This is a genomic window from Acidicapsa dinghuensis, from assembly GCF_025685685.1.
Classification (GTDB): Bacteria; Acidobacteriota; Terriglobia; order Terriglobales; family Acidobacteriaceae; genus Acidicapsa; species Acidicapsa dinghuensis.
This window is the reverse complement of the sequence record NZ_JAGSYH010000008.1, coordinates 43,301-68,190: the sequence shown is the minus strand read 5'-3', so window position 1 is coordinate 68,190 and position 24,890 is coordinate 43,301. Positions and strand designations below refer to the sequence as shown.

Here is a 24,890-nt window from a genome sequence, read left to right as displayed (position 1 = left end):
AAAGCTGCCGCAGATGCGTCAATGCGTGCGGCAGCTTTGCGAGGCTAACGTGTTGTCTTTGTGATGAACCTAAGGAATAGCCGGAAGACCAGCTGCAATGCTGGTTGCCAGTGCGCTGCAGGCCGGATGTCCCCAGCCGCTGGTGCTTACGCCGATCTGCAATCCCTGCGCGGCTGTAATGTCATAAACGATGTTGTCGGGATGAGCCGCGTCTCCGCTCACACCCGCCGGAACGTAGTCCAGTTTCAATGTGTGTCTCGTCCGCCATGCGATGTTGTGGTCGGCGCATGAAGAGTCTCCACTGACTCCAATGGCGCCAATAAGAACCCCCTTGGCGTTGTAAAGCGCGAGCCCTCCGCCAAACACATTGACTCCGCCAATGCGTCCCCCAATCATAGGGTCGTTTTTCTGGCCATAGTCAGCCGGATCGCCACGATAGGCTACGTCTGTATTGACCGGATTCGAGGCTTGCAGGCCATACAGACTGCCTCCCGGTTGCACTGCCGTGTACAGATTTGCGGTGGAAAGCGCCAGCTGCGGCAGGCTAAAAGCATTTGCAGTATTAGCCTTTTGCGCCGATATAACCCGGCTCCCAGGCCACTGCGAACCACGATTAGCACCCGTGAAGGCTACAGCGCAAACGACGCCATCCCTGTTAACGACCGTTCCCCACATATCCAGATTGAATCCGCCATTGCTTTGAGCGCGCGCCGCTGCCAGGGCTGACTGTAGTTGTCCGTGCGCAGGAAGTTGGCTGCATGCAGAATCCACGTCGATTCTGTTGGAGTCGGATGGTTGCGCGATGCCGTTGGCGCAGACGCCGATCGCGAGTGCCAGAAGGGAAAGAGCAATCTTCTTCATTACGATGGTTCTCCTTGCGGTTCGGAGCATGCGCACCGCTCAGCATTTGCCGCATTGTCTGCCGAAAACCGCCCACACCGTAGCACAACACCAAAGCAGCTGCAAGATAGTTCAGATAAAAATCCATCTCGGCGACTTAAGCGCAGGGAGATGCTGTCTAGCCCACCCTCACTCCTCTGATTTACCCTTGCTGATGTATGCCTGTTTCAGCACGTAGCCTTTTTGCATTTGCGCTGGCGATCGGAGCCGGTTTCTCCGCCGCAGCCCAACAGTCTCCCACCCCGGCAACAACGACGCAGCCGGCCACTTCGGATAGTTCCGCGCAGTTGCCCGATTCACCCACTCCGACCGCCGCCGCACTTATTCATCCCAATGGTCCCAGAGTTGTTTTTGACACCTCGATGGGGCGTATCACTTGCCAGTTCTATCAGGCACAGGCGCCGAAGACAGTGGCCAATTTCATCGCGCTGGCAGAGGGCACAAAAGATTGGACCGACCCCACAACGCACAAGGTCATGCACAACAAGCCGCTCTATGACGGCACGACCTTTCATCGTGTCATTCCCGACTTCATGATCCAGGGCGGCGATCCCGCCGGAACCGGCATGGGAGACCCCGGATATCAGTTCGCCGATGAGTTCGATCCAAATCTCAACTTCGACGTTCCTGGCCGGCTGGCGATGGCAAATTCCGGCCCCAATACAAATGGAAGTCAGTTCTTCATCACGGAAGCGCCTTACGACACTTTGAACCAGCATTACAGCTTGTTCGGACAATGCGATGACGCTGGTGTTGAAGTCGTCAAGGCAATCGCACGCGTGCAGCGTGATTCCGACGATAAGCCATTGACGCCAGTTGTTCTTCGCAAAGTCACCATTGTTCCTGACGGAGCTCCGTTGCCGCCCAGGCCCTCTAGTGCTGACGCCGCAGGCAGCGGTTCTGCTCAATAGCGCAACAAATCCTATATCTCTGCTGCGGAGTCATGATTCCAAATCAGCAGAGTCAACCGTTTCAGAAAACAGGAGTTGATATGGCACTCGCCCCAGGCACTTACGCAATCTTCAATACGACTGAAGGTAAGATCACCGTTCGCCTTTTCCCTGACGTGGCCCCCGTCACCGTAGCCAACTTTATTGAGCTCGCCGAGGGAGCGCGGGAGTGGACCCATCCTGTGACCGGCGTGAAGTCAAAGAGCAAGCTGTATGACGGCACCATCTTCCATCGCGTTATTCCAAACTTCATGGTGCAGGGCGGCGATCCGGCAGGCACTGGTATGGGCGGCCCAGGCTATCGCTTCCAGGATGAAACCAAGGGCTCTCCACACAAGTTCGATAAGCCAGGCAAGCTCGCCATGGCCAATGCAGGTCCGAACACCAATGGCAGCCAGTTTTTCATCACCACCGTAAATACGGAATGGCTGACGGGCAAGCACACCATCTTCGGAGAAGTGGTCGAAGGCCAGGATATCGCCGATAAGATTACGCAGGTTCCGCGCAACGCGCAGGATAAGCCGCACAAGCCCGTCGTGCTTGAGTCGGTTGTTATCGAGCGCGTAGCCTGAAAACCGCCATGGACTTAATTCTGCATAGACAAAAGGGTCGCCGGATGGCGACCCTTTTGTTTTGTTTGCCATTGCTTAAACGCCGATAACAGCGCAGAGTTCCTTGACAGCTTCGGCGCTCTTCTTGAGCCCTGCTTCTTCTTCGGCAGTGAGCTTGATCTCAATGATCTGCTCCAGGCCTGCTGCGCCAAGCTTCACCGGAACTCCGATGAAGTAGCCATCGATTCCGTACTCACCCTGCAAATAAACTGCGCAGGGAACGATCTTCTTCTTATCCTTGAGAATCGCTTCCACCATCTCTACCGCGGCAGCCGAAGGAGCATAGTAGGCGCTGCCGGTTTTCAGGTGCTTCACGATCTCTGCGCCACCGTCACGAGTACGCTGCACAATGGCATCCAGACGATCCTTTGGAATCAGTTCGGTGATAGGAATGCCAGCCACGGTTGAATAGCGCGGCAGAGGAACCATGGTGTCGCCGTGTCCACCGAGGACAAATGCCGTGACGTTTTCAACGCTGACGTTGAGTTCCTCCGCAATAAAGGTCCGGAATCGGGCAGAATCCAGAATGCCCGCCATACCGATAACCCGCTCGCGATTGAAGCCTGACTGCTTAAAGGCAGCCTGCGCCATTGCATCCAGCGGATTCGAGACGATGATCAGAATTGCCTCGGGCGACTGTGCGACCACCTTCGAAACCACATCCGACATGATCTTGTAGTTTGTGTGCAACAGATCGTCACGGCTCATGCCCGGCTTGCGGGGAATGCCTGCCGTAATCACGACAATGTCGGAATGCGCAGTGGCCGCGTAATCGTTGGCGCCCACCACATGCACATCGCGCTTCTCAATCGGCATGGCTTCCAGTAGATCAAGCGCCTTGCCCTGAGGAATCCCCTCAACAACATCGATCAATACAACATCTGCAAGTTCCTTGGCCGCGATCCAATGCGCGGCAGTGGCGCCTACGTTGCCTGCGCCCACAATGCTTACTTTCTTCCGCATGATTCTCCTCTTCTCTACTGCAGGGCGTGGCCCTGCACATGAAACCGATTCTCTGTAGCTCAGAGTCTGTCCGAGCCGCATCCCTTACATATTCGCAATCATGTTGGTCGCAAACTGGCTCGTGCCGACCTTCGTTGCTCCCTCAAGCTGCCGCGCGAAGTCATAGGTGACAGTCTTCTGCATCACCGTCTTTTCGAGCGAATCTTCCACTAGCTTGGCAGCCTCGTTCCAGCCCAGGAACTGCAGCAGCATGACGCCCGACAGGATCACCGAACCGGGATTGATCATGTCCTTGTCTGCGTACTTAGGCGCTGTGCCGTGCGTCGCTTCAAAGACCGCAAAGCCGTCGCCGATGTTCGCGCCGGGCGCGATGCCCAGTCCGCCCACCTGCGCCGCGGCAGCGTCAGAGATGTAGTCTCCGTTGAGGTTGCTCGTTGCCAGAATGCTGTAGTCCTCAGGGCGAATAATGATCTGCTGGAAGATAGAATCCGCGATGCGGTCATTGATCAGGATCTTCTTCTTCCACTGCCCGTCGCCGTGGCTGTTGCCGATGGCTGCGATTACATTGCGAATCTCAGCGTAGACTTCTTCGCGGAAGGCATCGGTAGCAAACTCCAGACCCGGCTCAACCAGTGCAGCATTCTCTTCCACCGTCAGATTCGGATTTGCTTCCAGATTGCCGAGAATCCAGCTCTCACGCTCAGTGATGACGTCGTTCCGGAACTCCTGCGTGGCTACCTCATAACCCCACTCGCGGAATGCACCTTCGGTGAACTTCTGAATGTTGCCCTTGTGAACGAGCGTAACGTTCTTACGGCCAGTCTTGAGAGCCTCACGAATCGCCGAGCGGACAAGGCGCTTGGTGCCGAAGATTGAGATCGGCTTGATGCCGACACCCGAATCCGTGCGAATCTTCTTCTTGGTCTTCGAGAGCAGGTCATCGTTCAGGAAGGCGATCAGCCGAGCTGCATCTTCAGTACCTTGCTTGAATTCGACGCCGCTATAAACATCTTCAGTGTTCTCGCGGAACAGGATGATGTCGAGCTTCTCGGGACGCTTTACGGGAGAAGGAACGCCGGAGTAGTACTTCACAGGGCGCACGCAGCTATAAAGGTCAAGGATCTGACGAAGTGCCACGTTGAGCGAACGAATACCTCCGCCGACAGGCGTCGTCAGTGGTCCTTTGATAGAGACGCGCAGATCACGTGCTGCGTTCACCGTCTCATCAGGCAGCCATGTGTTGAACTTGCGGAAGGCCTTTTCGCCTGCATAGACCTCAAACCACTTGATTGAACGCTTGCCGCCGTAAGCCTTCTCTACGGCTGCGTCGAAGACGCGCTGTGAGGCCTTCCAGATATCGCGGCCCGTACCGTCGCCTTCGATGTAAGGAATGATGGGGTTGTCGGGAACTGTGAATTGACCATTGTTGTACTCGATTGGCGCGCCGTCGGCCGGCAAGGCCAACCCGTTGTAGCTGCTTTGCATTGCTATGCCCCATTTCCTTTCGACGTATCGGATGAAGTGCACGGCCCGGAGTGGAGAAATGACAATTTCGGGCCGAAAAGAAAGGCTATCACTCGGGATTTTCGAGTGGCAATTCAGGTTAGGGCGTGGTTTGTGTGAATACCGCGTCAAAGTCGCATCGTTACGAGAGCCGGAGCATCTTATCTACTGCTTCCGAGACGCGCTGGTGCGATAAACTCTTATGTCGGAGCAGTCCCGATTTCGTCCTGAAAACGGGCAAGAGAACTGGAGAAATGCTGGAAATGTCACATGCAGTCGGCGCGAAGTCGCGCAAGTACAACGTTGGCCTGATTCAGATGAAGATGGGCGCCGATCCGGCGGCAAATACTGAAGCGGCTATCAAGCATATCCGTGAGGCTGCGCGTCTTGGCGCCAATGTAATCTGCCTGCCGGAACTCTTCCGCGCTCAATACTTCTGCCAGCGCGAGGATACACACCTCTTTGATCTGGCGGAGCCGATTCCCGGGCCAACGACCGCTGCGATTGGCGAGGTCGCTCGCGAGACGCGGACGGTTGTGATCGCTTCACTGTTCGAGCGCCGTGCCGCAGGTCTGTATCACAACACTGCTGTGACGTTTCATACCGACGGATCGATCGCTGGCGTGTATCGCAAGATGCACATTCCGGACGATCCGCTGTACTACGAGAAGTACTACTTCACGCCGGGCGACCGCGGTTTCCAGGCTGTGGATACGGCTGCTGGCCGCATTGGTACGCTGGTCTGCTGGGATCAGTGGTATCCCGAGGGAGCTCGTCTGACGGCGCTGCAAGGGGCGGAAACGCTGTTCTATCCAACCGCGATCGGCTGGCATCCGGCAGAGAAGGCGGAGTTTGGGCACGCACAATATGAGGCGTGGCAGACGATCCAGCGGGCGCATGCTATTGCCAACGGTGTCTATGTTGCGGGCGTAAACCGCGTCGGGCATGAGCAGGGCGATGTGTTGGGCAATCGCGCGGAAGGCGCTGGACTTGAGTTCTGGGGCGGATCGTTCCTGGCCGATCCCTTTGGGCGCATTGTGGCGAAGGCTTCGCATGATTCGGAAGAAGTGTTGATGGCGGAGATCGATCCGGCGTTGATCGAAGAGACGCGCCGCAACTGGCCGTTCCTGCGCGACCGGCGCATCGATGCTTATGGCGGCGTAACGCAGCGTTTCCTCGATCCTGCGCCAGAGCTTTCGGAGTGGAAGTGAGCGCATCCGTCGAATCACCAGTGAAGCTTCCGCGCGAACTGGGCTATCGTATGCCTGAGGAATGGGAGCCGCATGAAGGTACATGGATTGGTTGGCCCCACAATGCCAGCGACTGGCCGGGAAAGTTCGCGGCTATTCCGTGGCTGTATGCGGAGATCGTGCGGCTGCTGGCTGCGCATGAGAATGTCCACATTCTGGTTCAGGATGAGGCTGAAGAGAAGCGGACGATCGGAATTTTGAAGCGTGCCCATGTGGCGCTTGAGCGCGTGAGCTTTCATCGCTGGCCGACGGATCGTGTGTGGCTGCGTGATTCAGGGCCGATTTTCGTTCGAAATAGCGAAGGAAAAGTCGCGATAACGGATTGGCGATTTAATGCATGGGCGAAGTACGACGATTGGCGTCTTGATGACCAGGTGCCGGGGCATGTGGCCGGACTGCTTGGGCTGCCACGCTGGCAGCCGTCGTTGACGCTTGCGGACGGTTCGCAGCACCGGCTGGTGCTGGAGGGTGGCAGCATCGATGTGAACGGGCGGGGGACGCTGATCACGACTGAAGAGTGTCTGCTCAGTGAGGTGCAGCAGCGCAATCCGGGAGTGAGCCGAGAGCAGTTGGAGCAGGTGTTTCATGACTACCTTGGCATCGACCAGGTGCTGTGGATGGATCGTGGCGTGGTTGGCGACGATACGCATGGGCATGTGGACGACATCACCCGGTTTGTTGCTGCCGACACGATTGTGACGGCGGTTGAGCCGGATGCTTCCGACGACAACCATGCTCCGCTCGAAGAAAATCTGCAAAGACTCAAGGCTGCGCGGACGCCGGAAGGGAAGCAGTTCACCATTGTGGAGCTGCCGCTGCCGCGGTCTGTGGTTTTTCGCGGGCAGAGGCTGCCGGCGAGCTACGCGAATTTCTATATCGCGAACAGGCTGGTGCTGATGCCGACTTTCCACGATCCCAAGGATCGGGTGGCGCTGGGAATTCTGGCGGAGCTGTTTCCGGACCGCGAGGTGATCGGCGTGCACTCCGTGGACCTGATCTGGGGACTTGGCGCACTGCACTGTATGACTCAGCAGCAGCCTGCGGATATGTCGATCTAGAGGCCTTTTTCCGTTCTTCCTACCCCGTTCACTGAAAGCAAAGGCTTTACGGATGGGGAGGAGGGGGGTAATTATTATTTCGACAACATTATCTGGGCACAGTGTTTACCGATCGGATAATAGGGTCTTGCGGCAGACACGCATGCTGTTTCCAGTGTGCATGAATGAAGCGAAATTCTACGCAAAGGTGTTGCTGAATTACGTCGAATGGGGCACAGCTCTGAGTGCCATGCGGGATGCAAGAATAAGGCTAGATTAAGTAAAGCGAATGACGGACCTGGAATATCTGCAATTGGCGCTGGATGAGGCGGTCGCTGCCGGACAGGCGGGCGAGGTGCCTGTAGGCGCGATTATTGTCTGCAACGGCGAGGTGCTGGTGCGAGCGCAGAATCGCGTGCTGCGCGACAGCGACCCGACGGCGCATGCCGAAGTAGTAGCGCTGCGCATGGCCGGCAAGGCGCTGGGTAACCACCGGCTGAATGGCTGCACGCTCTATGTGACGCTGGAGCCGTGCTCGATGTGTGCGGGAGCGATGGTGCATGCGCGGCTGGATCGTGTTGTTTACGCGACGGCGGACCCAAAGGCCGGAGCGGCGGGGTCGGTATTGTCGGTGATTAATCATCCGCGGCTGAATCACCAGATGAAGCTGGATTCGGGGTTGCTGGCAGAAGAGTCGGGCGAATTGCTGCGGGCGTTTTTCCGGGAGCGCAGGTAGTCTCGGCCCAAATTGCTCCACGTGGAGCAATTTGCGCTGCTGGGTTTGGGGAGCAGAGTTGCTCTGCGTAGAACACTTTTGGGTGAACGGCAAAGGGGTTGGCGAGGTTTGTTGGAAGTGCTGTAGTTTCATGCGATTCGAGTTGCAGGGAATTATGGGCATTTGTGCCTTGTTACAGCGAACGGTAAGGGCAGCGTGCGAGTGGGGTTGTGGAGCAATTTGGGGGCGCGAGGATACGTGAATCTCTGATCGCAAAAGCGAGATATCTACCAAGCTACGAAAACCTGTCGCCGGGTACCCCGGACTAGGGCCACCCGCCGCATGCGATTCTCGATTGGCCGATTCATGAGGATTCGCTGGAATTATCGTGGCTGCGATTCTGGGTTGCCGGCTTATGCGGCATCCCCAACACGGATTCGTCGATTAGCCTGCCTCGCCTAATCACCAGATGAAGCTGGACTCGGGGCTACTGACTGAGGAGTCCGGAGAGTTGTTGCGGCGACTTTTGGAGAACCCAAATAGTGGCAAGAAACTCACTTGTCATTTACAGTCAGTTGAAACTGCCGAGGATGAATGCGATGAGTCAGGAAAATAACGACAGGAATAGCTGGCATATTTCAGAGTTTCAAATTGGCGTGCCTATTGTGGGTGCAATCTTGATGGCTGGCATTCGCATCGGTGAAGAGATTTTCTCAAAAAATCCTTGGACGATTGGGCGCGCATTTACTATCGTCATTGCCCTTGTTTTTCTTGGGTCCATATTATTGAGCTGGCAGGCGATGCGCAAAATGTTTAAGGCATTTGATCAAATCCTTGGTGGGGAAAATGCAGCTTTGGTGCCCTCCGAAGTCTCTTACAAATTGCGAAAGTCGATCAGGTATTTGATTTCTACCAATGGGTCGATCATTCTCGCTCTAGTTATGGTCTTCTATGTGTTGCGAAGATTCTAACCTGGCATGAATATGTTCAAGAGACACCCAGGTGGTTGCGGCATCATTCCGAGCACGGCGATAGTGATGGAGCTAAAAACGGAAGACCGTGCCGTCCACGATGATGTTGATTTCGGCGAGCATGTCGGTTGGAGCGATTGTCAGCTTTGAACCTTTGGGTTGCCGCAGAATGACCCAGCCTACGATCTTCTCTCCCTGCTTGATTTTTCCATGGCGAAAGTAAATGGCAGGCAATGTGGAGCCTTGCGCGCCCGGTGGGGGCTCGGATTCAATTGAGCCGCTTCCTGGCGGTGGACCTCCCTGCATTGCTGCTCCCGGCCTGATCGATCCTGGGTCTATCTGGGCTGAGGAGGCGTTCATTCCAGAACCAGGGCCTGCCATTTCGGCAGATTGGTCGTAGAAATCGAACCGCGTGTGGTCTGGATCGGAATACAGTCCATAGAAGTCTTTGGGATTTACCTGTACTGGCTTACCTGCGACTCGATCTACAGCGACAAAGACAGCAAAGTCGCCGTTTCCCCGGTTGACTGGAAGGCCGACCGCAACGCTGGTGCCGTTGAAGGTCGATTCCAGAAGTGGCTTGCCACTCACGGCGACGACCCGGCAGTGTTCGGTATCGGCGCGATTGAAGGTGATGGTCTTGGCGCTATTCGGCTGCTGCGCGAGTGCGGCTGCGGATAGGAAGAGACAGGCTGCGAGTTTCATGATGTGTTACCTCAAGCCGGCGGAAACAAATCAGACATCGGATCGCGTCAACTGGACTTCTTCAGTCGAAGCATGGCAACGCCGTGAACCGGCACGGTTACGGAAAAGTTCTCGGGCAGAGCGCCGAGATCGGTATGCGACCAAAGATCGCGGGCTTGATATTTCCCGCTCAGGCCGAGCTTTTCGAGCGACAGCACGGTACGTATGCTTTGCTCGCCAGGATTGAAGACGGCGACGGCGATGTCTCCCGAGGCGAGGGATTTGCTCCAAACCTTTGCCCCGCCTGCGCTGTAGATTTCTTTACCGCCTGCGCCGAGAGAATCCTGATCGATGGCGATGACATCGCTATTAGTCAGGATGTCTTTGATGTCGGGGGTCATGTTTCGCAAATCGTTGCCTGCGATAAGCGGAGCGGCGATCATGGCCCAGAGACTGAAGTGCGTTTTGTATTCATCAAGAGACATGCCGCCGTTGCCGATCTCAAGCATGTCGGGATCGTTCCAATGACCGGGGCCTGCGGATGAGGCGAGCCGGCTTTGCGCGAGTCCGATGTTTAGCATCGAGTTGTATTGATCTCTGATGTCGCCGGTTGTGCGCCACAGGTTAGCTCCGACCTGCTGTCCCCATGTCTGTACTTCGGCTCGTCCGTATTGGCAGAGCGCGTAGACGATGGGACGGCCGGTTTTTGTGAGAGCGTCACCCATCAACTGATAAGCAGCCTGCATGTCGGAGTCTTTCCACACGCGCGATGCGCTGCACCAGTCGTACTTGAGATAGTCCATGCCCCATGCGGCATACATCTTCGCGTCCTGCTCTTCATGCCCATAGCTGCCTTCGAAGCCTCCGCAGGTGCGCGGGCCGGGAGACGAATAGATGCCGATCTTCAATCCCTTGGAATGGACGTAGTCGGCGAGTGCTTTCATGTCGGGAAAGTTGGGGTTTGGCGATAGCACTCCATTGTTGTCGCGAGAGCCCTGCCAGCCGTCGTCGATGATGATGTATTGATATCCAGCGTCTTTCATGCCGCTTGACGCCATGGCATCGGCAACACCGCGAACCGCCGCGTCGTCGATATGCGTGTGGAACTTGTTCCAACTGTTCCATCCCATTGGAGGCGTTTTGGCTAGCGCATTCGTTGGCACTGGATGAAGCGATGGCAGCGAGATTTTGGGCAATGTCGCGTAATCAACGGAAGGCGCTCGATAAGAGGGCGTGGGAGTTCCGCGCCTTGCTGTGACTGGCACGTTCTGGAAGCGTGGGAATCCTGCACCGGGGTTTCCAGATGTTCCTGGTGGCGGTCCAGGTTGCGGGCCCGCGTCGCCAGGCGGAGGACCACCTTCTCCCGGTGGTGGGCCAGCGCCTGGTGTCGGACCAGCACCTGGGCCGTTCGCGCCCATCCCTCGCGGCGGTCCGGGCATCACAGGAGTGAGCACGAGCGTGTCGCCGACGATCTTGCCGGTGACTTCTTTGTTTTGAATGTCGCCGAAGGACTCTAGTGCGACGGTGAAGTGGAAGGTGTCGCCGGTGACCTGACCATCGATGATTGGTGAGTCTCCGAAAGGAAGGCTTTGCGTGCCGGTGATTTTTCCGTTCTGCACCTTGAGCTTATAGACGATTTCCATCTCGCCCATGGGAGACTGCCGCTTGGCAATCCAGGTGCCTGAGATGTCCTGCGTCTGAGGAGGAGTGGTTGAATTTTCCTGCGCGGCGGGAGCTGCTGCGGCAAGGCCGGGAAGTGTGCAGGCAATGCTGCCGATTGCCGCAAGCCGGAGAATCCAAATCGTCGATTTGAAAAAGCGCTTCACGAAAGGCCCTTTCTGTTCTCGACACGGGAACCACTCGTATCTTTCAGAGCGCTTTAGCGTCGATGAATCAATCACTGGGATTGTGCCGCGTTTGAGGGTGCGCTGAATCTTAAGAATTGTAAGGACCGCCGTGATCGACGACGATTCTGATGCGGGATTGCCGCGGCGTTCCAGAGCTATTGCTGCGAAACGGTGAAGCTTCAGGAGCTCCAACCATAGCGCAGGTGCGTTCGCACTTTTTTCTGTGTAGCTGAACAGATCTTCCATGTTGCCCAACCGCAAACAGCTACGCCTGCTGCAACACCGATGCCTGCGCAGATACAGCCTGCGATCAATGTGCGGCGATGCTTGGGTTGCTTCGGTTCAAGGATACGTTCCGGTCGTACGCCCATGCCGACAGCGTATCCCAGGACGCGGTGAATGCCGGGGATGTGCGTCACTGCTTTCAATTGCCAGGGAGCATGGACGGGACCGGTGGTTTCGAAGATGCGCGCAAGGCCACGATGGGCGGCTAGCTGCACAGACTGCGTCATCCAGGTTGGGAAGAGGCGGCGGCTCTGTACTGCCGCCAGATGATGATTGCGGACTCTTCGCTGCAGTAAAGGTTGAGTCAGCAGATTCGCGGCAGCGATGCTGTCCTGAATAGCGAGGTTGATTCCGACTCCGCCTGCGGGCGACATGGCGTGAGCTGCGTCTCCGATGCAAAGCATGCCGGGCCGATGCCAGCGCCGAAGACGGTTGATCTGGACAGTCAGAATCTTTACGTGATCCCAATCTTGCAACTCGCCAACGCGATCATGAAGCCATGGGACGATCTGGAGAATGGTTGAGCGGAATGCATCGATCCCCTCGGCCTTGATCTGATCGAATGAGCCTTTCGGAATGATGAGGCCAGCCTGGAAGTAGTCGGAGCGATTGATCAGGATGAGGGCCTTGCCATAGTTCACGTTGCCCAGGACTTCCGCGGGGTCGCCTGGATGCCGGCTGATTCGGAACCAGAGGACATCGATCGGTACGCCGTGTTCGATGACTTCCAATCTTGCTGCGCGCCGCGTGATGGAATGACGGCCATCGCAGCCCACGACCAGATCGGCGTGTATCTCGACCTGACGGCCGGCGTTGCGGGCGATGACGCCATTGATTCGCCGGCCTTTCGTTGAGAGATCAATAACTTCATGCTGCATCAGGAGGCGGAAGGTGGGAAATCTATTTGCATGGGCGGTGAGAAAGTTCAGGAAATCCCACTGGGGCATGAGGGCGACGAACTTGCAACGGGTTGGCACGTGGCGAAAATCAGCCACCTCAAGCCTTGAGTTGCCAACGACGACGCCTACAGACTCAACGGTCTGATGCGGCAACTGGAGGAAATCTTCAAGCAGGCCGAGTTCTCCTAGGACTTCGAGTGTGGAGGGATGAACGGTGTCGCCACGAAAATCCCGGAAGAAATCCTGATGCTTTTCGAGGACTGTAACCTCGACGCCCTGACGGGCGAGCAGGTATCCAAGCATGATGCCAGCCGGGCCGCCACCTGCGATGCAGCATCCTGTTTCGAGAACGGTTGTTGTCATTGTGCCCTCCACTGATTTCGTCATTCCTGAGAAATTCGATGCGGGATTTACGAGGCCGGCCAATGCTGGACTGGGTTTGTCTGTGAAAGCTGGCGGATCAAAGCTTGGGCGTGAGATTCAGAGCTGAAACGGCCGTTGGTGGATAGCTTAACGCCGCGTCAAGTGGCGGATCATATCTGCCTCATTGGGCCATGTTGAGGATAACTCTGCAAAGCTGCCGCTGGTGTAGTCGGCGAAGTCAAAGCCGGGGACTACGGAGCACCCGAGCAAAGCTACTTTGCCGTCTCCGATCAAGCGAGTGCCTTGCCAGACTCCGGCGGGAACGAGCAGTTGCACATGCTGGCCGGCAGCGAGATCGGGGCCGAGAGTGACGACGCGCGATTCTCCGTTGGGCCAGAGCTGGAGCATCTCGACCGGGTCGCCGAGGTAGAAGTGGAAGAGCTCGTCGGAGGTGAGGACATGCATCTCGGAGAAAGTGCCGGGCTCGAGAAGGTAATAGATGGCGGTGCCTGCTGCACGTTCACCACGATCCAATGGCACCGTTAGCGATGAGGTGTAGGTGCGGCGAAAGTGGCCGCCTTCGACGGGGTGGGGCTGGAGCTTAAGGAGATGCTTGATTTCGCTGGCGGTGATAGGCATGAAGTCATGCTAATGGGCTGAAATGCCGACAGGATAATTTCATCGATGTCGAAATAAGGTGGGCCAGCGGACTTAGTAAAGCGTTACAATACCGGCCATGCAGGTCCTACTTTATACGGCTTTCTGGTGCCGTGATTGCCGCGCCGCCAAGCACTATCTGGAGACGCATGGCATCGTTTTCTCCGAGATCGATATCGAGTCTGTGCCCGGCGCGGCGGATGAAGTGATGCGGCATGTCGGCAAGCGGGCGATTCCGCAGCTGGTGATTGATGGCGAGTGGTTTCAGCCATACAGACCGGGGCGGGGGATACTTTACGACGAGCTGGATGCGAAGTTTGGCATCAGGGCGCGCATGTAAGGGGCTAGTGTGGGTGTGAATGCCTCTGGTCCTGTCGGTCGGCCTTTCTACAGCCGATGCTTTCCCATTGATGCCGGGGCATGGAGTTCCTTTTCTTTCCAACAGCTACAATAAGGGGTTGCCGATTGCTGTTTGAGGGGAGATTTGCGCTTTGATCGCTCGTTATACGCTGCCGGAGATGGGCCGCATCTGGACGGAAGAAAACAAGTATCGCTGCTGGCTGCAAGTGGAGTCGGCTGCGAGTGCCGTGCTGGCTGAGGATGGTGTGATTCCTGTAGAAGCTGCGGCGGCGATTTCCGAGAAGGCCAGCTTTGATGTGGAACGTATCCAGGCGATTGAGGCTGAGGTGAAGCATGATGTGATTGCCTTCACCACCGCAGTTGCGGAGACGCTGAAGGCGCAGGAGCTTGAAGCCGAATCGCGCTGGCTGCACTACGGGCTTACCTCCAATGACATTGTGGATACGGCGCAGGCACTACAGGTGAAGGAGGCTTCTGCGCTGATTCGCGAGGCGCTGATTGGGCTGGCTGAGGTGCTGAAGCGAAGGGCGATTGAGTTCAAGCTGACGCCGACGATTGGGCGTACGCATGGGATTCATGCAGAGCCGACGACCTTTGGACTGAAGCTGCTGAATTGGTATGCGGAGATGGAGCGCAACATCGCTCGATTCGATGCCGCTGCGGAAGATATGCGCGTGGGCAAGTTGTCGGGCGCTGTGGGCACATTTGGGCATCTGAGCCCACGCCATGAGGAGCGCATCTGTGCGCGGCTGGGGTTGAAGCCGGCGCCGATTGCGACGCAGGTGATTCAGAGGGACCGGCATGCGGCGTATATCGCGGTGCTGGCGTTGATTGGTTCGACGCTGGATAAGATTGCGGTGGAGATTCGGCATTTGCAGCGTACGGAGGTGCGTGAGGCACAGGAGTACTTCAGCGAGAAGCAGAAGGGCTCATCGGCGATGCCGCATAAGAAAAATCCGATTACGAGCGAGCAGATCAGCGGACTGGCGCGCGTGCTGCGGGGAAATGCGCAGGCGGCGTTTGAGAATGTGCCGCTGTGGCATGAGCGAGATATTTCGCACTCGTCGGTCGAGCGGGTGATCTTTCCAGATTCGACGATCCTGGTGCATTATCTGCTGGCGAAAACAACTTCACTGATCGACAAGCTGTTGGTGTATCCGGAGCGCATGCGGAAGAATCTGGAGAGCACGAGCGGGCTGATCTTCTCAGGGCAGTTACTGCTTGATCTCGCTGAGGCGGGCATTTCGCGCGAGGATGCGTACCGGCTGGTGCAGGGCCATGCGATGCAGGCTTGGAAAGAGGATCTGAATTTCCGCGAAGAGATTGAGCGCGATCCGGAGATTGCGGCTCGGCTGACGAAGGAGCAGTTGGATCGGACGTTTGATATGACGCGGCAGCTTGGGAATGTGGATGCGATTTTTGAGAGGGTGTTGGGGGAACAGGCACCGGCTTGATCAGTGCTATGATCGCGAGAACGCTCGTCAACAGATTAGGTTACGTATGAAGCGAAGATGGCGATGGTTTGTTGGGCTGCTCCTAGTCGCCTGCATAAGCGAGTACGCCTTTGCCCGAAAGCCTGAAGCCACGAGTCAAAATTGGCCAAGCTACTTCGCGCCGGACGATGAAAATGCGGGATTTGACGATGCAGAGCCGCCGCCGGATGCCGTGCTGGATACTCTGTTAACCAGACCTGAGGTTGCTGAAACTGCCGACGAACTTCAGAACAAGGATCGCGGATCTTTACGCAAGCTTTTCCAAACTGTGCGGGTGAATCTGGGTAAAGCCGATGAGGACGATTACGTCGTTCTCGGGACCTTTCCGATGTCTGGCGGCGATTGCAATTGGTTCTGGGTCGTAAGAACGCGGCAGGGGAAGGGCGAAACGATTCTTTTCGCTCCAGGTCTCTCGCTGCTGCTGCAGAAGCGGTTAACCAATGGATACCGAGATATTAAGCAGTCAGGCGGGACTGCGGCGTTCCGATCCGAACGCCTCTATCGATACAACGGAATTGCGTATCGACTCTTACGAGAGCGAACGTGGGCAGTAAAGCCATGAACCTGACCCTAGCCATGACAGGTGTATCGGGCGCGGTGTTTGCGCGGGAGATAAGTGCTTGGGCGTGTAGTTTTGGTTGTGTTCGCCGTATATTCATGGACTGCGTTCGACGTAGATTACATCGTCCCTACGGGACTCGACTCGGTTGCTAACACACCATCCTCACGCTGAAGCGCGGGCTAGCCAACATCGCGCCTCCGGCGCGGCTAAGGTATCGGCGAAGATTGGTTCATCGCAAGTTTGTTCTGCGCCTGCGGCGCAAAGATTGTTAGCCCCGCGCTTCAGTGGGGCCTTCGTGGTTCGTTGTAATCTGGAAGTCCTATAGGGACGGAGTACGATGGCACATACATACGCGAGCGTTTACATTCATTGTGTATTCAGCACAAAGGAACGCCGACCGCTTATTCCAGCCAACCGCACCGCCGAACTCTACGCATATCTAGGCGGCATCGCGCGCGGCGAGGGATTGACGCTTATCGCTGCTGGCGGTACGGCCAATCACATCCATCTTTTGCTAGTCTTGCCTGCGACTTGTTCTCTGGCCCATGCAGTTCAGAAGCTCAAGGGAAGTTCTTCCCGATGGATGGGAAGTGGTTTTTCTTGGCAAGAGGGGTACGGAGCATTCAGCGTCAGTCCATCACAACTGGAAGTTGTTAAGCATTACATCCAAAACCAGGAAGAACACCACCGCAAACGCGATTTCGAGCAGGAATTTATTGCTCTCCTTCGTGGCTGCGGAATTGAGTATGACGAGCAGTTTGTCTTTGGATGACCGTAGATTGCGCCGTCCCTACGGGACTTTGGGGGCATTGTCGGACGCATCGTTCCCCACGCTGAAGCGCGGGGCTAACGACCTTAGCGCCTACAGCGCAAAACCCACGCTCCAAGCTGAAGTACGGGAGCCAAGGAGTCTTGCGTATGCGGCGCAGTTTTTTATGGCATTCGTAACATTCGAATTCTAGGCTCTGACGATGCTGCGGGGCTAAACTATCCGCGTTATAAACTGAGCTTTCAGAAAAGAGGGTGATTTTCCTGCTATGAATCTCACGTTGGCCATGACCGGAGCATCGGGCGCGGTGTTTGCGCGGGAGATGCTGCGTGTGCTCGAAGCGGATGAGCGCGTGGAGCGTGTGCATTTTGTGGCTTCGGAGAATTCGCTGCGGGTGCTGGCGGAAGAGCTCGAGCTAAGCGGGCGGAACGGGCTTGCCGAGAAGTTGCTGGGACATGTGTCGGTGAAGACAATTCAGCTTGCGGAGAACGATGTAGGCGCGTCGATTGCGAGCGGGAGTTATCCGGCAACGGCGATGGTTGTTTTGCCTTGCAGCATGGGCACGCTGGCTTCGATTGCGAATGGACTGGCGGAGAATCTGATTCACCGCGCGGCGGATGTAATGCTGAAGGAGCGGCGGCCGCTGATTCTTTGCGTGCGCGAGACGCCGTTCAACCGCATTCATCTGCGCAATATGCAGCTTGCTTCGGATGCGGGTGCGGTAATCTTTCCCGTGATTCCGAGCTTCTACAACAAGCCGGTCGATTCAACGGAGATGGCGCGGCAATTTGTCTATCGTGTGCTTGCGCATATCGGGCTTCCGCAGAAGGACGCGTATATCTGGAAGCCCGAACAGTAGCTTGAAATGGGTCGCCCTGATCGCTTATTCGCCTAACAACACAGGTTCAGGTGCGCGGCTCGGTTTCGAGTTGCGCAGGAAGCGGATCATTGCAGGCCCAAAGTCGCGCGAGCAGTTGCTGGGAGCGATGTGCCCGCAGCCTTCGGCAACGACAAGGTGCGACTGAGGAATAAGGCGATGGATTGCCTGACCTTCACTGAGGGGCGTGATGCGGTCGAGGTCTCCCCAAAGAATGAGTACGGGCATGCGCAGCGAGGACAACTCGTCATCCATAACGTCGCGCGCAGTCAGCATGGATGCCATCGCCCGCTTAACCACCCACGAATAATTTGCAGAGACGCGCAGAACATCCTGAGCGACGAAGCCAGGCAGCGTGGGTGGATGCGGGGTCAGCATGGCGTTTAATTCCGCTAACTGCGCTGGGGTTTGCGGTGTGAACAGGCTCGTGTTCCATGCAGGAGGAACCTTGAGGCCTGCGCTATCCATGAGAATGAGGCGGGTTACACGCTCCGGGTGATCGACCGCAATTTTTTGCGCGACCCAGCCGCCCATGGACCAGCCGCCGAGGTCGGCGCGCTTGAGGCCGACGACGTCAAAGAAATCGGCCATGAGGTCAGCCTGATCCTGAATGGAGTAGCTGGCATCGGTGGGCTCTTCTGACTGGCCGAAACCGAGCATGTCGGGCGTGTAGACGCGATAGCCGTTCTTTTCAAGAAACGGGGTGAGATTGACGAAATCTTCCGAACGTCCCCCCAGGCCATGCAGCAGGACGATGGGAGTACCGTTCACAGGGCCGGTGACGTAGTAGTGGATGCGGTGACCGTCCACCATGACCTGGTGGCTTTCAGCGCCGGTATGGCGCATGCGCCACTCCTGAATGTGTCCATAGACCCAAGTGGGATGAACAACGAATGCTGCGCCAGCCGTCAAAATGCAGGCGAACAGGATCAGGGAAGGTATCCAGAATTGTTTTTTCTTAAGCATTCCCGTTTGCCTCTTTTGCCATGCGCCATCCTTTTTCGATGACCTGCACGGTGATGGATTCAAGTGAGTAGAAATTGCGATCGTTCCACTCAACACGACTCACCCAGGCAACTTGAGATGCGTCGCTGGAAGGCCTAAGATCGCCTCCAGTTACTTGACACAGGTAGTCAATGACTACGTAGTGATATCGAACACGCGGCACTTGAGGGCCGCTTATTTGCAGCTCAGTATCGGTATTTCTCCGTTCAGAGCCGTCTTGCATATAGATGCGGTCAACCACCTCAACGATTGCTTCGGGAGCAACGAAGAGGCCAGTTTCTTCGGCAACTTCACGGCGGACACCTTCGATGAGGGTCTCACCCAGCTCGAGCAGGCCGCCTGGCAGGGACCAGTGCCCGAGAAGCGGTTCTTTGGCGCGGCGCACCAGAAGAACACGGCCAAGCTCGTCAAAAACGACGCCACCCACGCCGATGAGGGGTTGAGTAGGGAATTCCCGTTGGGTCAATTGCCGCCCCCATTAGGGATTTGCCCGGTGCTGGCCTGTCCTTATGGTATCAGGAAGTGGACTTTGAACAAACAGCGAGAAGCTATTGGAGCGGCCCAGAGGATGGATAGAAACCGGAAGCTTTGGAGAGAGAAACGGAAGTGCCTCGAAATCAGCAACTAACGCGGTATATCGGCCATAGCGAGTTCGATGGCGTAGGTTCTGCGTCCGTCGCGTTCGGCATAGGCCCACAGACCGTGGAAATTGTCACGAAGCTCTGGATGCAGGCGTAGAAAGGCGGACATGACTGCGACGGCTTCGGCGCGTTGCGCGGTTGGGTCGGTGAGGCCAGAGCCAATGTAGACGAGAGCCAGATCGTCCGTATGGAGCGAGGGATCGAGGCGTAGCGCGGTGATCTGCCAGGTTTTGCCGGCGTCCGGTCCGGCTCCGGTTACGTTGAAGGGAAGCGAGTTGATGGGGCTTGTCCCAAGATCCATCTGCTCTCTGTTGAGCTTTTCGAGGTTGGGCGAGGAAAGAAAGTCAACCGGGATCAGGAGCCAACGGGCTGCGTCGTAGGAGAACCATGCGCTCCAGGTCTCCTTTTTGGCTGCCAGGGCTCGAGCATGAGTCCAGAACCAGACGCCATCGTGCCCTTCAAATGCGCCTTCGTGGGTGAACAAGCCACCGAGCTTCCATTGATTGCCGGCGGTAGGATCGGTGCCGAGGATCAGGGCGAGTTGGCCGCGCAAAGGTGCACCTTCGTAGTCACCTAGTAGCAGAGCATAGCGGCCCGCGGGCAAATTGTGCAATGAGACGGTGATGGTGATCTGAGAGTCTGCCGTGGTGCAGAAAAACTGTGTATCGGCAGGAGTTTTGAGATCGGTAGCGTCGAGCAGATAGCCGTCACCCCAGTAGATGGAGCCGCCTTTGGTCAGTGGTAACGCTGCCTGGGCTACGCCGCGGATGCCGTCCCAGTCGCCTGATACCGTGGGCAGCAGCGTTCCTTGGAGGCGATCGTAGTTTTGACCGGTGATATCGGATGCGATGCCGTTGGCAGCAGCCAGCAGGGCATCACGGTCTGCTTGCTTCAGGGCGCTCTCGGTGGAGCAGTTGACCGCAAGGGCTGTGGGAGCTATGGCTATGGCGAGCGCGTAGGCAAGACTGCATGCAATCAGTCGGCATAGAACCGGTCGGCGCACCACGCCAAAGGTCAAAATGGGAGGAGCAATCTGAGGTAAGTTTTCTAATTTCGGCTCCAACGCCATTTTGTCCGCTCCTGAAAAGGTTCCAACTTCTAACGCTGCTGAAATGAGCGTTTCCTAACCATTGCTAGTCTAGTACAGTGGTGCATAGACCGTCGTTGCTTACCATGGCAGACGCATGAATCCCCCGGACGTGTGCATGAGGCTAGAGCAAAACGAGAGTTCAGGTGGTCAGGCATTGCCTTGTGGCGTGCCGATTTCGCCGGTTCGGCGTGAGATGCACAGGGGTTTGATTCCCGGATGGATTGATTCATGGCGCGACGTGTCTGCTCGGCGAAGTTGCGGCGCCCTGCTCGCAGCGGCGATTGTAGTGTTGCCGTTGGTAATGGCAATTGCAGGAAGCGCATGGGCGGGCGAGGGCAAACCCATGGCGGCGAAGCCCGCGGCACAGGCTCACGCTACCGTCAAAGAAGTAAAGCTGCACAAGAAGCGCAGGTCGCACGCCAGGGCGTCGAAATCCCATCGCCGTCACCGCTCGCGCAAATATCGTACGCAGGCAAGAGTTGCGCCTCCCAAGCCGCGAGTGGAGCGGGTGCATGCGGTGCGGCGCCATAGTCATCATGTTGCATCCAAGCCAGTTGTAGAGACGCACATTGCCGCGGTTCCGCAACTCCCGGCAATGCCGGTGATACCGGACTGGCCGGCAAACGACAAGCCAGTGGCGGCCGCAGTGAACTGGAATGGCAAGGAGCTCAGCATCGACGCGAAGAATTCGAGCCTGAACCAGATATTGGCGGATGTATCGACGGCTACTGGGCTCAAGGTCGAAGGGCAGTCAGGGGATCAGCGGGTGTACGGGACGTATGGACCTGCCCCAGCGCGGGATGTACTGAATCAGTTGCTGGATGGGTCTGACTACAACATGGTCATGGTCGGGGACTCGGGCTATGGGACTCCGACAGAACTGGTTTTATCGCGTAAAGTGAAGATGGTAGCTTCGAATCGACGTCCGGGCTTTTCGGCGGCAGCTTCTGACGATGATGGCGATGAAGATGCCGAGCAGCCTGAATCCAGTGAACCGGTACGGCGGCGGCCTTTTGCGACTCCGCTGCAGCCGCCACAAGGACAGCAGGTAAACCCGCAAATCAATCCGCAGAACCCCCAGGAGCAGCAGCAACAACAGCTGCAGCAGATGCAACAGCAGTTGCAGCGGAGGCCAATGCCTCCTGAATCGCCTCAGTCTGAGCAAGATCCCAATCAGTAATAGCCGCGTATGGCGATTTCTTCCTGTCTGTTTGTTAGCTGTTCTCGCGCGCTGATTGCTGGCCGTGACTGGATGGCGTTTGCGTGAATCTTTCGATTGCCTTTCATCTTTCCTTTGTCGGATTCATTTGGTTGCTGGCAATTGGCTGGCTTCGCGTCTTTCTTGGGTGGCTGTTGCATGGACGTGAGATTCCCGATATTACGAGAATTGATCTCCAGGAACTTCCGGCTTTGTCCATGTTGGACGAAGGCTGTCCGCATCTCACGGTGATTGTGCCGGCGCGCAACGAAGAGCGTGATATCGAAGCCACGATACGGTCTTTACTCGCATCCACTGGGATTCGATTGCAGGTGATTGCTGTCGATGACCGGTCCACCGATGCGACGGGCAGAATTCTTGACCGGATTGCGGAAGAAGGCTCTGAGCATGCGGGACATTCCTATGAGGTAATTCACGTGGGTGAGTTGCCGGATGGCTGGCTGGGTAAGCCACACGCATTGGCGCTGGCGGCAAGCGGGGCTCAGGCGGACTGGATTCTATTTACCGATGGCGATGTGCGGTTTGCGCCGGATGCGGCGTCGCGAGCGCTGCGATATGCATTAAGAGAGAGTGCCGATCATTTTGTGCTGATGCCGGACTGGACGCTTGACTCAGCAGGCGAGGCGGCCATGCACGGAGCGATGCACGCTTTGACTGCGTGGGGCTTTCGTCCCTGGCGCATTGCCGACCCGAAGGCGAGAGATTTTCTGGGAGTGGGCGCATTCAACATGATCCGCAAGGATGTGCATCAGGCGCTCGGCGGATTTGAAGCACTGCGCATGGAAGTTCTGGAGGACCTGCGGCTTGGATGGACGGTGAAGAAACAAGGCTACCGGCAGCGGCTCGCTATTGGACATGGGCTTGCTGCGGTGCATTGGTCGCGTGGGGCTGTGGGCGTGATTCGCAATCTGGAGAAGAATTTCTTTGCGTTATATCGGTACAGGACGTGGATTGCTATGGCCGCCGCACTGGGGTTGGCGATTCAGACGTTTTTGCCGATCATTGCCTTGATTGAGGGCGGTTGGGCACAGGTTGGGGCTATGGTGATCTACGCCTGCGTGGCCGGACTATTTGTAGTCAGCCTCAGAGTCACTCGTGTTCCAGTGGTCTATGCGCTCGGTTTTCCTATCGCGGCAGCGCTTTTTCTGTTTGCGCTGATTCGGTCTGTTTCTGTCACGCTGGTACGCGGTGGGGTCGTGTGGCGGGAGACGCTGTATCCGCTTGAGGATCTGCGTGCGAAAGCTGGGCCGATGTGGTGAGGCTTCTTGCTAATGCGAGGAGCGGACTGGCAAGGATTCCGTATCGCGTGTGTTCATAAAGCTGCGATGGTGTCCACCACCAGACAGGTTGGGATCGCGTACTGGCGGGCGATCCGATTCGGCTTCGAATCCATGGACAAGGCGAGGATTGGGGCGGAATTTTTCTGGGCCGCCCCGAAACTGTCGCATGTGGCTGATGACGATTCCCATGCGGCCATGAGTGGCGCGAATGATGCCGCGAACATGAACATCCTGATCGCGATAGCGCGTGAGATCGCCCACGTCTTTACGATCTGCCTCGGGGCTGACAAAGGTGAAATGGCAGTTTTCGTCTGCGGTTTCAGGAGGGCAGACGTCGAGGAAACGCGTACCGTCGGAAAGCTGAACCACATCGAAGACGCGCGCCGAGACGCAGACGTCTTTGTTTGGTTGTTTGACGGCATCCTCTACGGACAGGCAGGCCTTTCCATTGAGTTCGCTAGCGGAAGGACCGGCCGAAGTCTGTGAGGTTGAGGCTTGTGTCTGAGGTGAGCAAGCAGGGGGCAGAAGCAGAAAAAAGGCGAGCGCAAGGGCAAAAAAGGGAGACGAAGAGACGCGGGAGGAAATCAAGCTGCTGCTCCGAGTGGAAGTGAGAGTTGATCTAGCCTAATGGGAATGGGGCCGCAGCCACAATTGCAGAAGAGTTCATGATTTTTGTTTCGCGTGAGATGGATCAGATGGGCTAGAGACAGGTCAACGGCGATGCGTTTGTGTCGTCTAATCCTGATGGTTGTCTGTCTCGAAGCCGATTCCCCGACGGGTTGGATGGAATGAATTCTGGATCGAAAGTCTCCTCTGGTCTGGTTTGTGTCGTGTTTGCCGGCGTTTGTGCGGCAACGCCAATCTGGGCGCAATCAAGTTCCACGCCGAGCGATAAACCGGCTGCGACGTTCAAGGTCGATGCACATGAAGTGATCTTGCCGGTGACGGTTCGAGATAAGAAGGGGCAGATTGTCCCCAACCTCGCAGCAGCGGATTTTACCCTGCAGGAGGATGGCAGGCCGCAGACGATCCGTAGTTTTATGCGTGAGGCAGATCTGCCGTATCGCCTTGGTTTATTGGTGGATACGAGCAGAAGCGAGGAAAATGCGTTGCCCGACGAGCGCACCGCTACCGGGAAGTTCATCGATGAAATGCTGATGAAGCCGGGGGACAAGGCTTTTCTTATGCATTTCGATAGGGAAGTAGAACTGCTGGAGGACTTTACCGATTCGAAGGATAAGCTGCACCACGAGCTGGATCAGATGGGACCGACGAGCGGCGCTAATCGCGACGACGAGTCGCAGAGTAGTGGTGATCAGGGGAGCGGAGCGCGGCGTTCGCGAGGCGGAACACAGCTGTACGATGCGATCTATCTCGCCTCGAACGAGTTGATGCAGAAGGAGCAAGGCCGCAAATATCTGATTGTTCTTTCGGATGGTATGGATCGGGGAAGCAAGGAATCACTGAACGACGCCATCGATGCTGCTGAGAAAGCGAATTTGACTATCTATTGCGTCTACTTTAAGGGCGAGGAAGAGCGGGGCAATTCCAATCCAGGATTTGGGAGGCGTGGCGGCATGGGCGGCGGTTATCCGGGAGGTGGTTATCCCGGAGGGGGTGGTGGATATCCGGGCGGTGGCCGTCGAGGCGGTCAAGGTCCCGGCTCCAGTGAGCCGCATGTCGATGGAAAGAAGATTCTTCAACAGATCTCGACACGCACAGGCGGTTTATTATACGAAGCTAAAAAGAAGGACAGCTTTGACGAGGTTTACAAGAGCATCAGCGCCGAGCTGCATGGGCAATATCTGCTGGCCTATTCGCCGACGGCTGGGCAAGCCAGCGATTCAGATGGTTTTCACAAAATCTCTTTGAAGGCAAAGGACGACAAGCTGGAAGTGATTACGCGGGAAGGGTATTATTCGCAGAACTGAAGCTTGTGATCTAAAAGACAGGGGCATA

At 56.6% G+C, this 24,890-nt stretch carries 25 protein-coding genes; 14 read left to right on the top strand and 11 right to left on the bottom strand.

The features are described 5' to 3' along the window. Positions 1 to 69: 69 nt before the first annotated feature. Positions 70 to 861: a GlcG/HbpS family heme-binding protein gene (locus OHL22_RS21315; RefSeq protein WP_263341727.1), complete on the bottom strand. Its 792-nt coding sequence runs from the start codon at positions 859 to 861 to the stop codon at positions 70 to 72. A gap of 197 nt (positions 862 to 1,058) precedes the next feature. On the opposite strand from OHL22_RS21315, the gene OHL22_RS21310 reads away from it, so the two are divergent. Both OHL22_RS21310 and OHL22_RS21305 read left to right on the top strand, forming a co-directional pair. Further along, a complete protein-coding gene (locus tag OHL22_RS21310) occupies positions 1,059 to 1,811 on the top strand; it encodes a peptidylprolyl isomerase (RefSeq protein ID WP_263341726.1) in 753 nt (250 codons plus the stop codon). Between the two features lie 80 nt (positions 1,812 to 1,891). Continuing rightward, positions 1,892 to 2,422 carry a peptidylprolyl isomerase gene (locus tag OHL22_RS21305; protein ID WP_263341724.1) on the top strand — a complete coding sequence of 177 codons (531 nt, stop codon included), beginning with the start codon at positions 1,892 to 1,894 and terminating at the stop codon, positions 2,420 to 2,422. Positions 2,423 to 2,497: 75 nt separating this feature from the next. Here the strand turns inward: OHL22_RS21305 and mdh are convergent, their stop codons facing one another. Continuing rightward, on the bottom strand, positions 2,498 to 3,424 hold the full coding sequence (gene mdh, locus OHL22_RS21300; RefSeq protein ID WP_263341723.1) for a malate dehydrogenase: 927 nt from the start codon (positions 3,422 to 3,424) through the stop codon (positions 2,498 to 2,500). An 84-nt stretch (positions 3,425 to 3,508) separates the two neighbouring features. Beyond that, positions 3,509 to 4,909: an NADP-dependent isocitrate dehydrogenase gene (locus OHL22_RS21295; protein ID WP_263341722.1), complete on the bottom strand. Its 1,401-nt coding sequence runs from the start codon at positions 4,907 to 4,909 to the stop codon at positions 3,509 to 3,511. Between the two features lie 281 nt (positions 4,910 to 5,190). Between OHL22_RS21295 and OHL22_RS21290 the strand changes: the two genes are divergently transcribed. The 4 genes from OHL22_RS21290 (at position 5,191) to OHL22_RS21275 (ending at position 8,900) form a co-directional block, all read left to right on the top strand. Next, positions 5,191 to 6,138 (top strand): carbon-nitrogen hydrolase, encoded by a 948-nt coding sequence (locus tag OHL22_RS21290; RefSeq protein WP_263341721.1) that lies wholly within the window; start codon positions 5,191 to 5,193, stop codon positions 6,136 to 6,138. Beyond that, positions 6,135 to 7,235, top strand: a complete 1,101-nt coding sequence (locus OHL22_RS21285; RefSeq protein WP_263341720.1) for an agmatine deiminase family protein — start codon at positions 6,135 to 6,137, stop codon at positions 7,233 to 7,235. Before OHL22_RS21290 ends, OHL22_RS21285 begins: the two co-directional genes overlap by 4 nt. A 268-nt stretch (positions 7,236 to 7,503) precedes the next feature. After that, a complete protein-coding gene (gene tadA, locus OHL22_RS21280) occupies positions 7,504 to 7,950 on the top strand; it encodes a tRNA adenosine(34) deaminase TadA (protein WP_263341719.1) in 447 nt (148 codons plus the stop codon). 578 nt (positions 7,951 to 8,528) lie between these two features. Further along, the gene (locus tag OHL22_RS21275; protein WP_263341717.1) at positions 8,529 to 8,900 is read left to right on the top strand and encodes a hypothetical protein; all 372 of its coding nucleotides are present in this window, start codon (positions 8,529 to 8,531) and stop codon (positions 8,898 to 8,900) included. A gap of 72 nt (positions 8,901 to 8,972) precedes the next feature. Here the strand turns inward: OHL22_RS21275 and OHL22_RS21270 are convergent, their stop codons facing one another. The 4 genes from OHL22_RS21270 to OHL22_RS21255 all read right to left on the bottom strand — a co-directional run bounded on the left by OHL22_RS21270 (position 8,973) and on the right by OHL22_RS21255 (position 13,617). Beyond that, positions 8,973 to 9,605: a hypothetical protein gene (locus OHL22_RS21270; protein WP_263341716.1), complete on the bottom strand. Its 633-nt coding sequence runs from the start codon at positions 9,603 to 9,605 to the stop codon at positions 8,973 to 8,975. A 47-nt stretch (positions 9,606 to 9,652) separates the two neighbouring features. Then, the gene (locus OHL22_RS21265) at positions 9,653 to 11,410 is read right to left on the bottom strand and encodes a glycoside hydrolase family 27 protein (protein WP_263341715.1); all 1,758 of its coding nucleotides are present in this window, start codon (positions 11,408 to 11,410) and stop codon (positions 9,653 to 9,655) included. A 200-nt stretch (positions 11,411 to 11,610) separates the two neighbouring features. Continuing rightward, positions 11,611 to 12,978, bottom strand: coding sequence for an FAD-dependent oxidoreductase (locus OHL22_RS21260; RefSeq protein WP_263341713.1), 1,368 nt, complete (start codon positions 12,976 to 12,978; stop codon positions 11,611 to 11,613). Positions 12,979 to 13,125: 147 nt separating this feature from the next. Next, positions 13,126 to 13,617, bottom strand: coding sequence for a cupin domain-containing protein (locus OHL22_RS21255; protein WP_263341711.1), 492 nt, complete (start codon positions 13,615 to 13,617; stop codon positions 13,126 to 13,128). 97 nt (positions 13,618 to 13,714) lie between these two features. Between OHL22_RS21255 and OHL22_RS21250 the strand changes: the two genes are divergently transcribed. The 5 genes from OHL22_RS21250 to OHL22_RS21230 all read left to right on the top strand — a co-directional run bounded on the left by OHL22_RS21250 (position 13,715) and on the right by OHL22_RS21230 (position 17,678). Next, positions 13,715 to 13,975 (top strand): glutaredoxin family protein, encoded by a 261-nt coding sequence (locus tag OHL22_RS21250; protein ID WP_263341710.1) that lies wholly within the window; start codon positions 13,715 to 13,717, stop codon positions 13,973 to 13,975. Positions 13,976 to 14,126: 151 nt separating this feature from the next. Next, a complete protein-coding gene (gene purB / locus OHL22_RS21245; protein WP_263341709.1) occupies positions 14,127 to 15,449 on the top strand; it encodes an adenylosuccinate lyase in 1,323 nt (440 codons plus the stop codon). 46 nt (positions 15,450 to 15,495) lie between these two features. Beyond that, entirely contained in the window at positions 15,496 to 16,050 is a 555-nt protein-coding gene (locus OHL22_RS21240; protein ID WP_263341708.1) for a hypothetical protein, read from the top strand. A 337-nt stretch (positions 16,051 to 16,387) separates the two neighbouring features. Beyond that, complete coding sequence (gene tnpA / locus OHL22_RS21235) at positions 16,388 to 16,822, top strand: IS200/IS605 family transposase (protein WP_263341706.1); 435 nt, start codon at positions 16,388 to 16,390, stop codon at positions 16,820 to 16,822. A 265-nt stretch (positions 16,823 to 17,087) separates the two neighbouring features. Next, entirely contained in the window at positions 17,088 to 17,678 is a 591-nt protein-coding gene (locus tag OHL22_RS21230) for a UbiX family flavin prenyltransferase (protein WP_263341704.1), read from the top strand. Positions 17,679 to 17,702: 24 nt separating this feature from the next. Here OHL22_RS21230 and OHL22_RS21225 read toward each other — a convergent pair whose 3' ends face one another. The 3 genes from OHL22_RS21225 to OHL22_RS21215 all read right to left on the bottom strand — a co-directional run bounded on the left by OHL22_RS21225 (position 17,703) and on the right by OHL22_RS21215 (position 20,411). After that, positions 17,703 to 18,662 carry an alpha/beta fold hydrolase gene (locus tag OHL22_RS21225; RefSeq protein ID WP_263341703.1) on the bottom strand — a complete coding sequence of 320 codons (960 nt, stop codon included), beginning with the start codon at positions 18,660 to 18,662 and terminating at the stop codon, positions 17,703 to 17,705. Next, a complete protein-coding gene (locus tag OHL22_RS21220; protein WP_263341701.1) occupies positions 18,655 to 19,167 on the bottom strand; it encodes an NUDIX hydrolase in 513 nt (170 codons plus the stop codon). The genes OHL22_RS21225 and OHL22_RS21220 overlap by 8 nt, the downstream gene beginning before the upstream one ends. A 158-nt stretch (positions 19,168 to 19,325) precedes the next feature. Then, positions 19,326 to 20,411 (bottom strand): hypothetical protein, encoded by a 1,086-nt coding sequence (locus OHL22_RS21215; protein WP_263341700.1) that lies wholly within the window; start codon positions 20,409 to 20,411, stop codon positions 19,326 to 19,328. A gap of 136 nt (positions 20,412 to 20,547) precedes the next feature. Between OHL22_RS21215 and OHL22_RS21210 the strand changes: the two genes are divergently transcribed. Both OHL22_RS21210 and OHL22_RS21205 read left to right on the top strand, forming a co-directional pair. Then, a complete protein-coding gene (locus OHL22_RS21210) occupies positions 20,548 to 21,612 on the top strand; it encodes a hypothetical protein (protein ID WP_263341699.1) in 1,065 nt (354 codons plus the stop codon). An 83-nt stretch (positions 21,613 to 21,695) separates the two neighbouring features. Then, complete coding sequence (locus OHL22_RS21205; protein ID WP_263341697.1) at positions 21,696 to 22,910, top strand: glycosyltransferase; 1,215 nt, start codon at positions 21,696 to 21,698, stop codon at positions 22,908 to 22,910. A gap of 9 nt (positions 22,911 to 22,919) precedes the next feature. On the opposite strand, the gene OHL22_RS21200 is transcribed toward OHL22_RS21205, so the two are convergent. After that, entirely contained in the window at positions 22,920 to 23,519 is a 600-nt protein-coding gene (locus tag OHL22_RS21200) for a hypothetical protein (protein WP_263341695.1), read from the bottom strand. Between the two features lie 200 nt (positions 23,520 to 23,719). Here OHL22_RS21200 and OHL22_RS21195 point away from each other — a divergent pair, with 200 nt between their 5' ends. Next, positions 23,720 to 24,862: a VWA domain-containing protein gene (locus tag OHL22_RS21195; RefSeq protein WP_263341694.1), complete on the top strand. Its 1,143-nt coding sequence runs from the start codon at positions 23,720 to 23,722 to the stop codon at positions 24,860 to 24,862. Positions 24,863 to 24,890 lie beyond the last annotated feature (28 nt).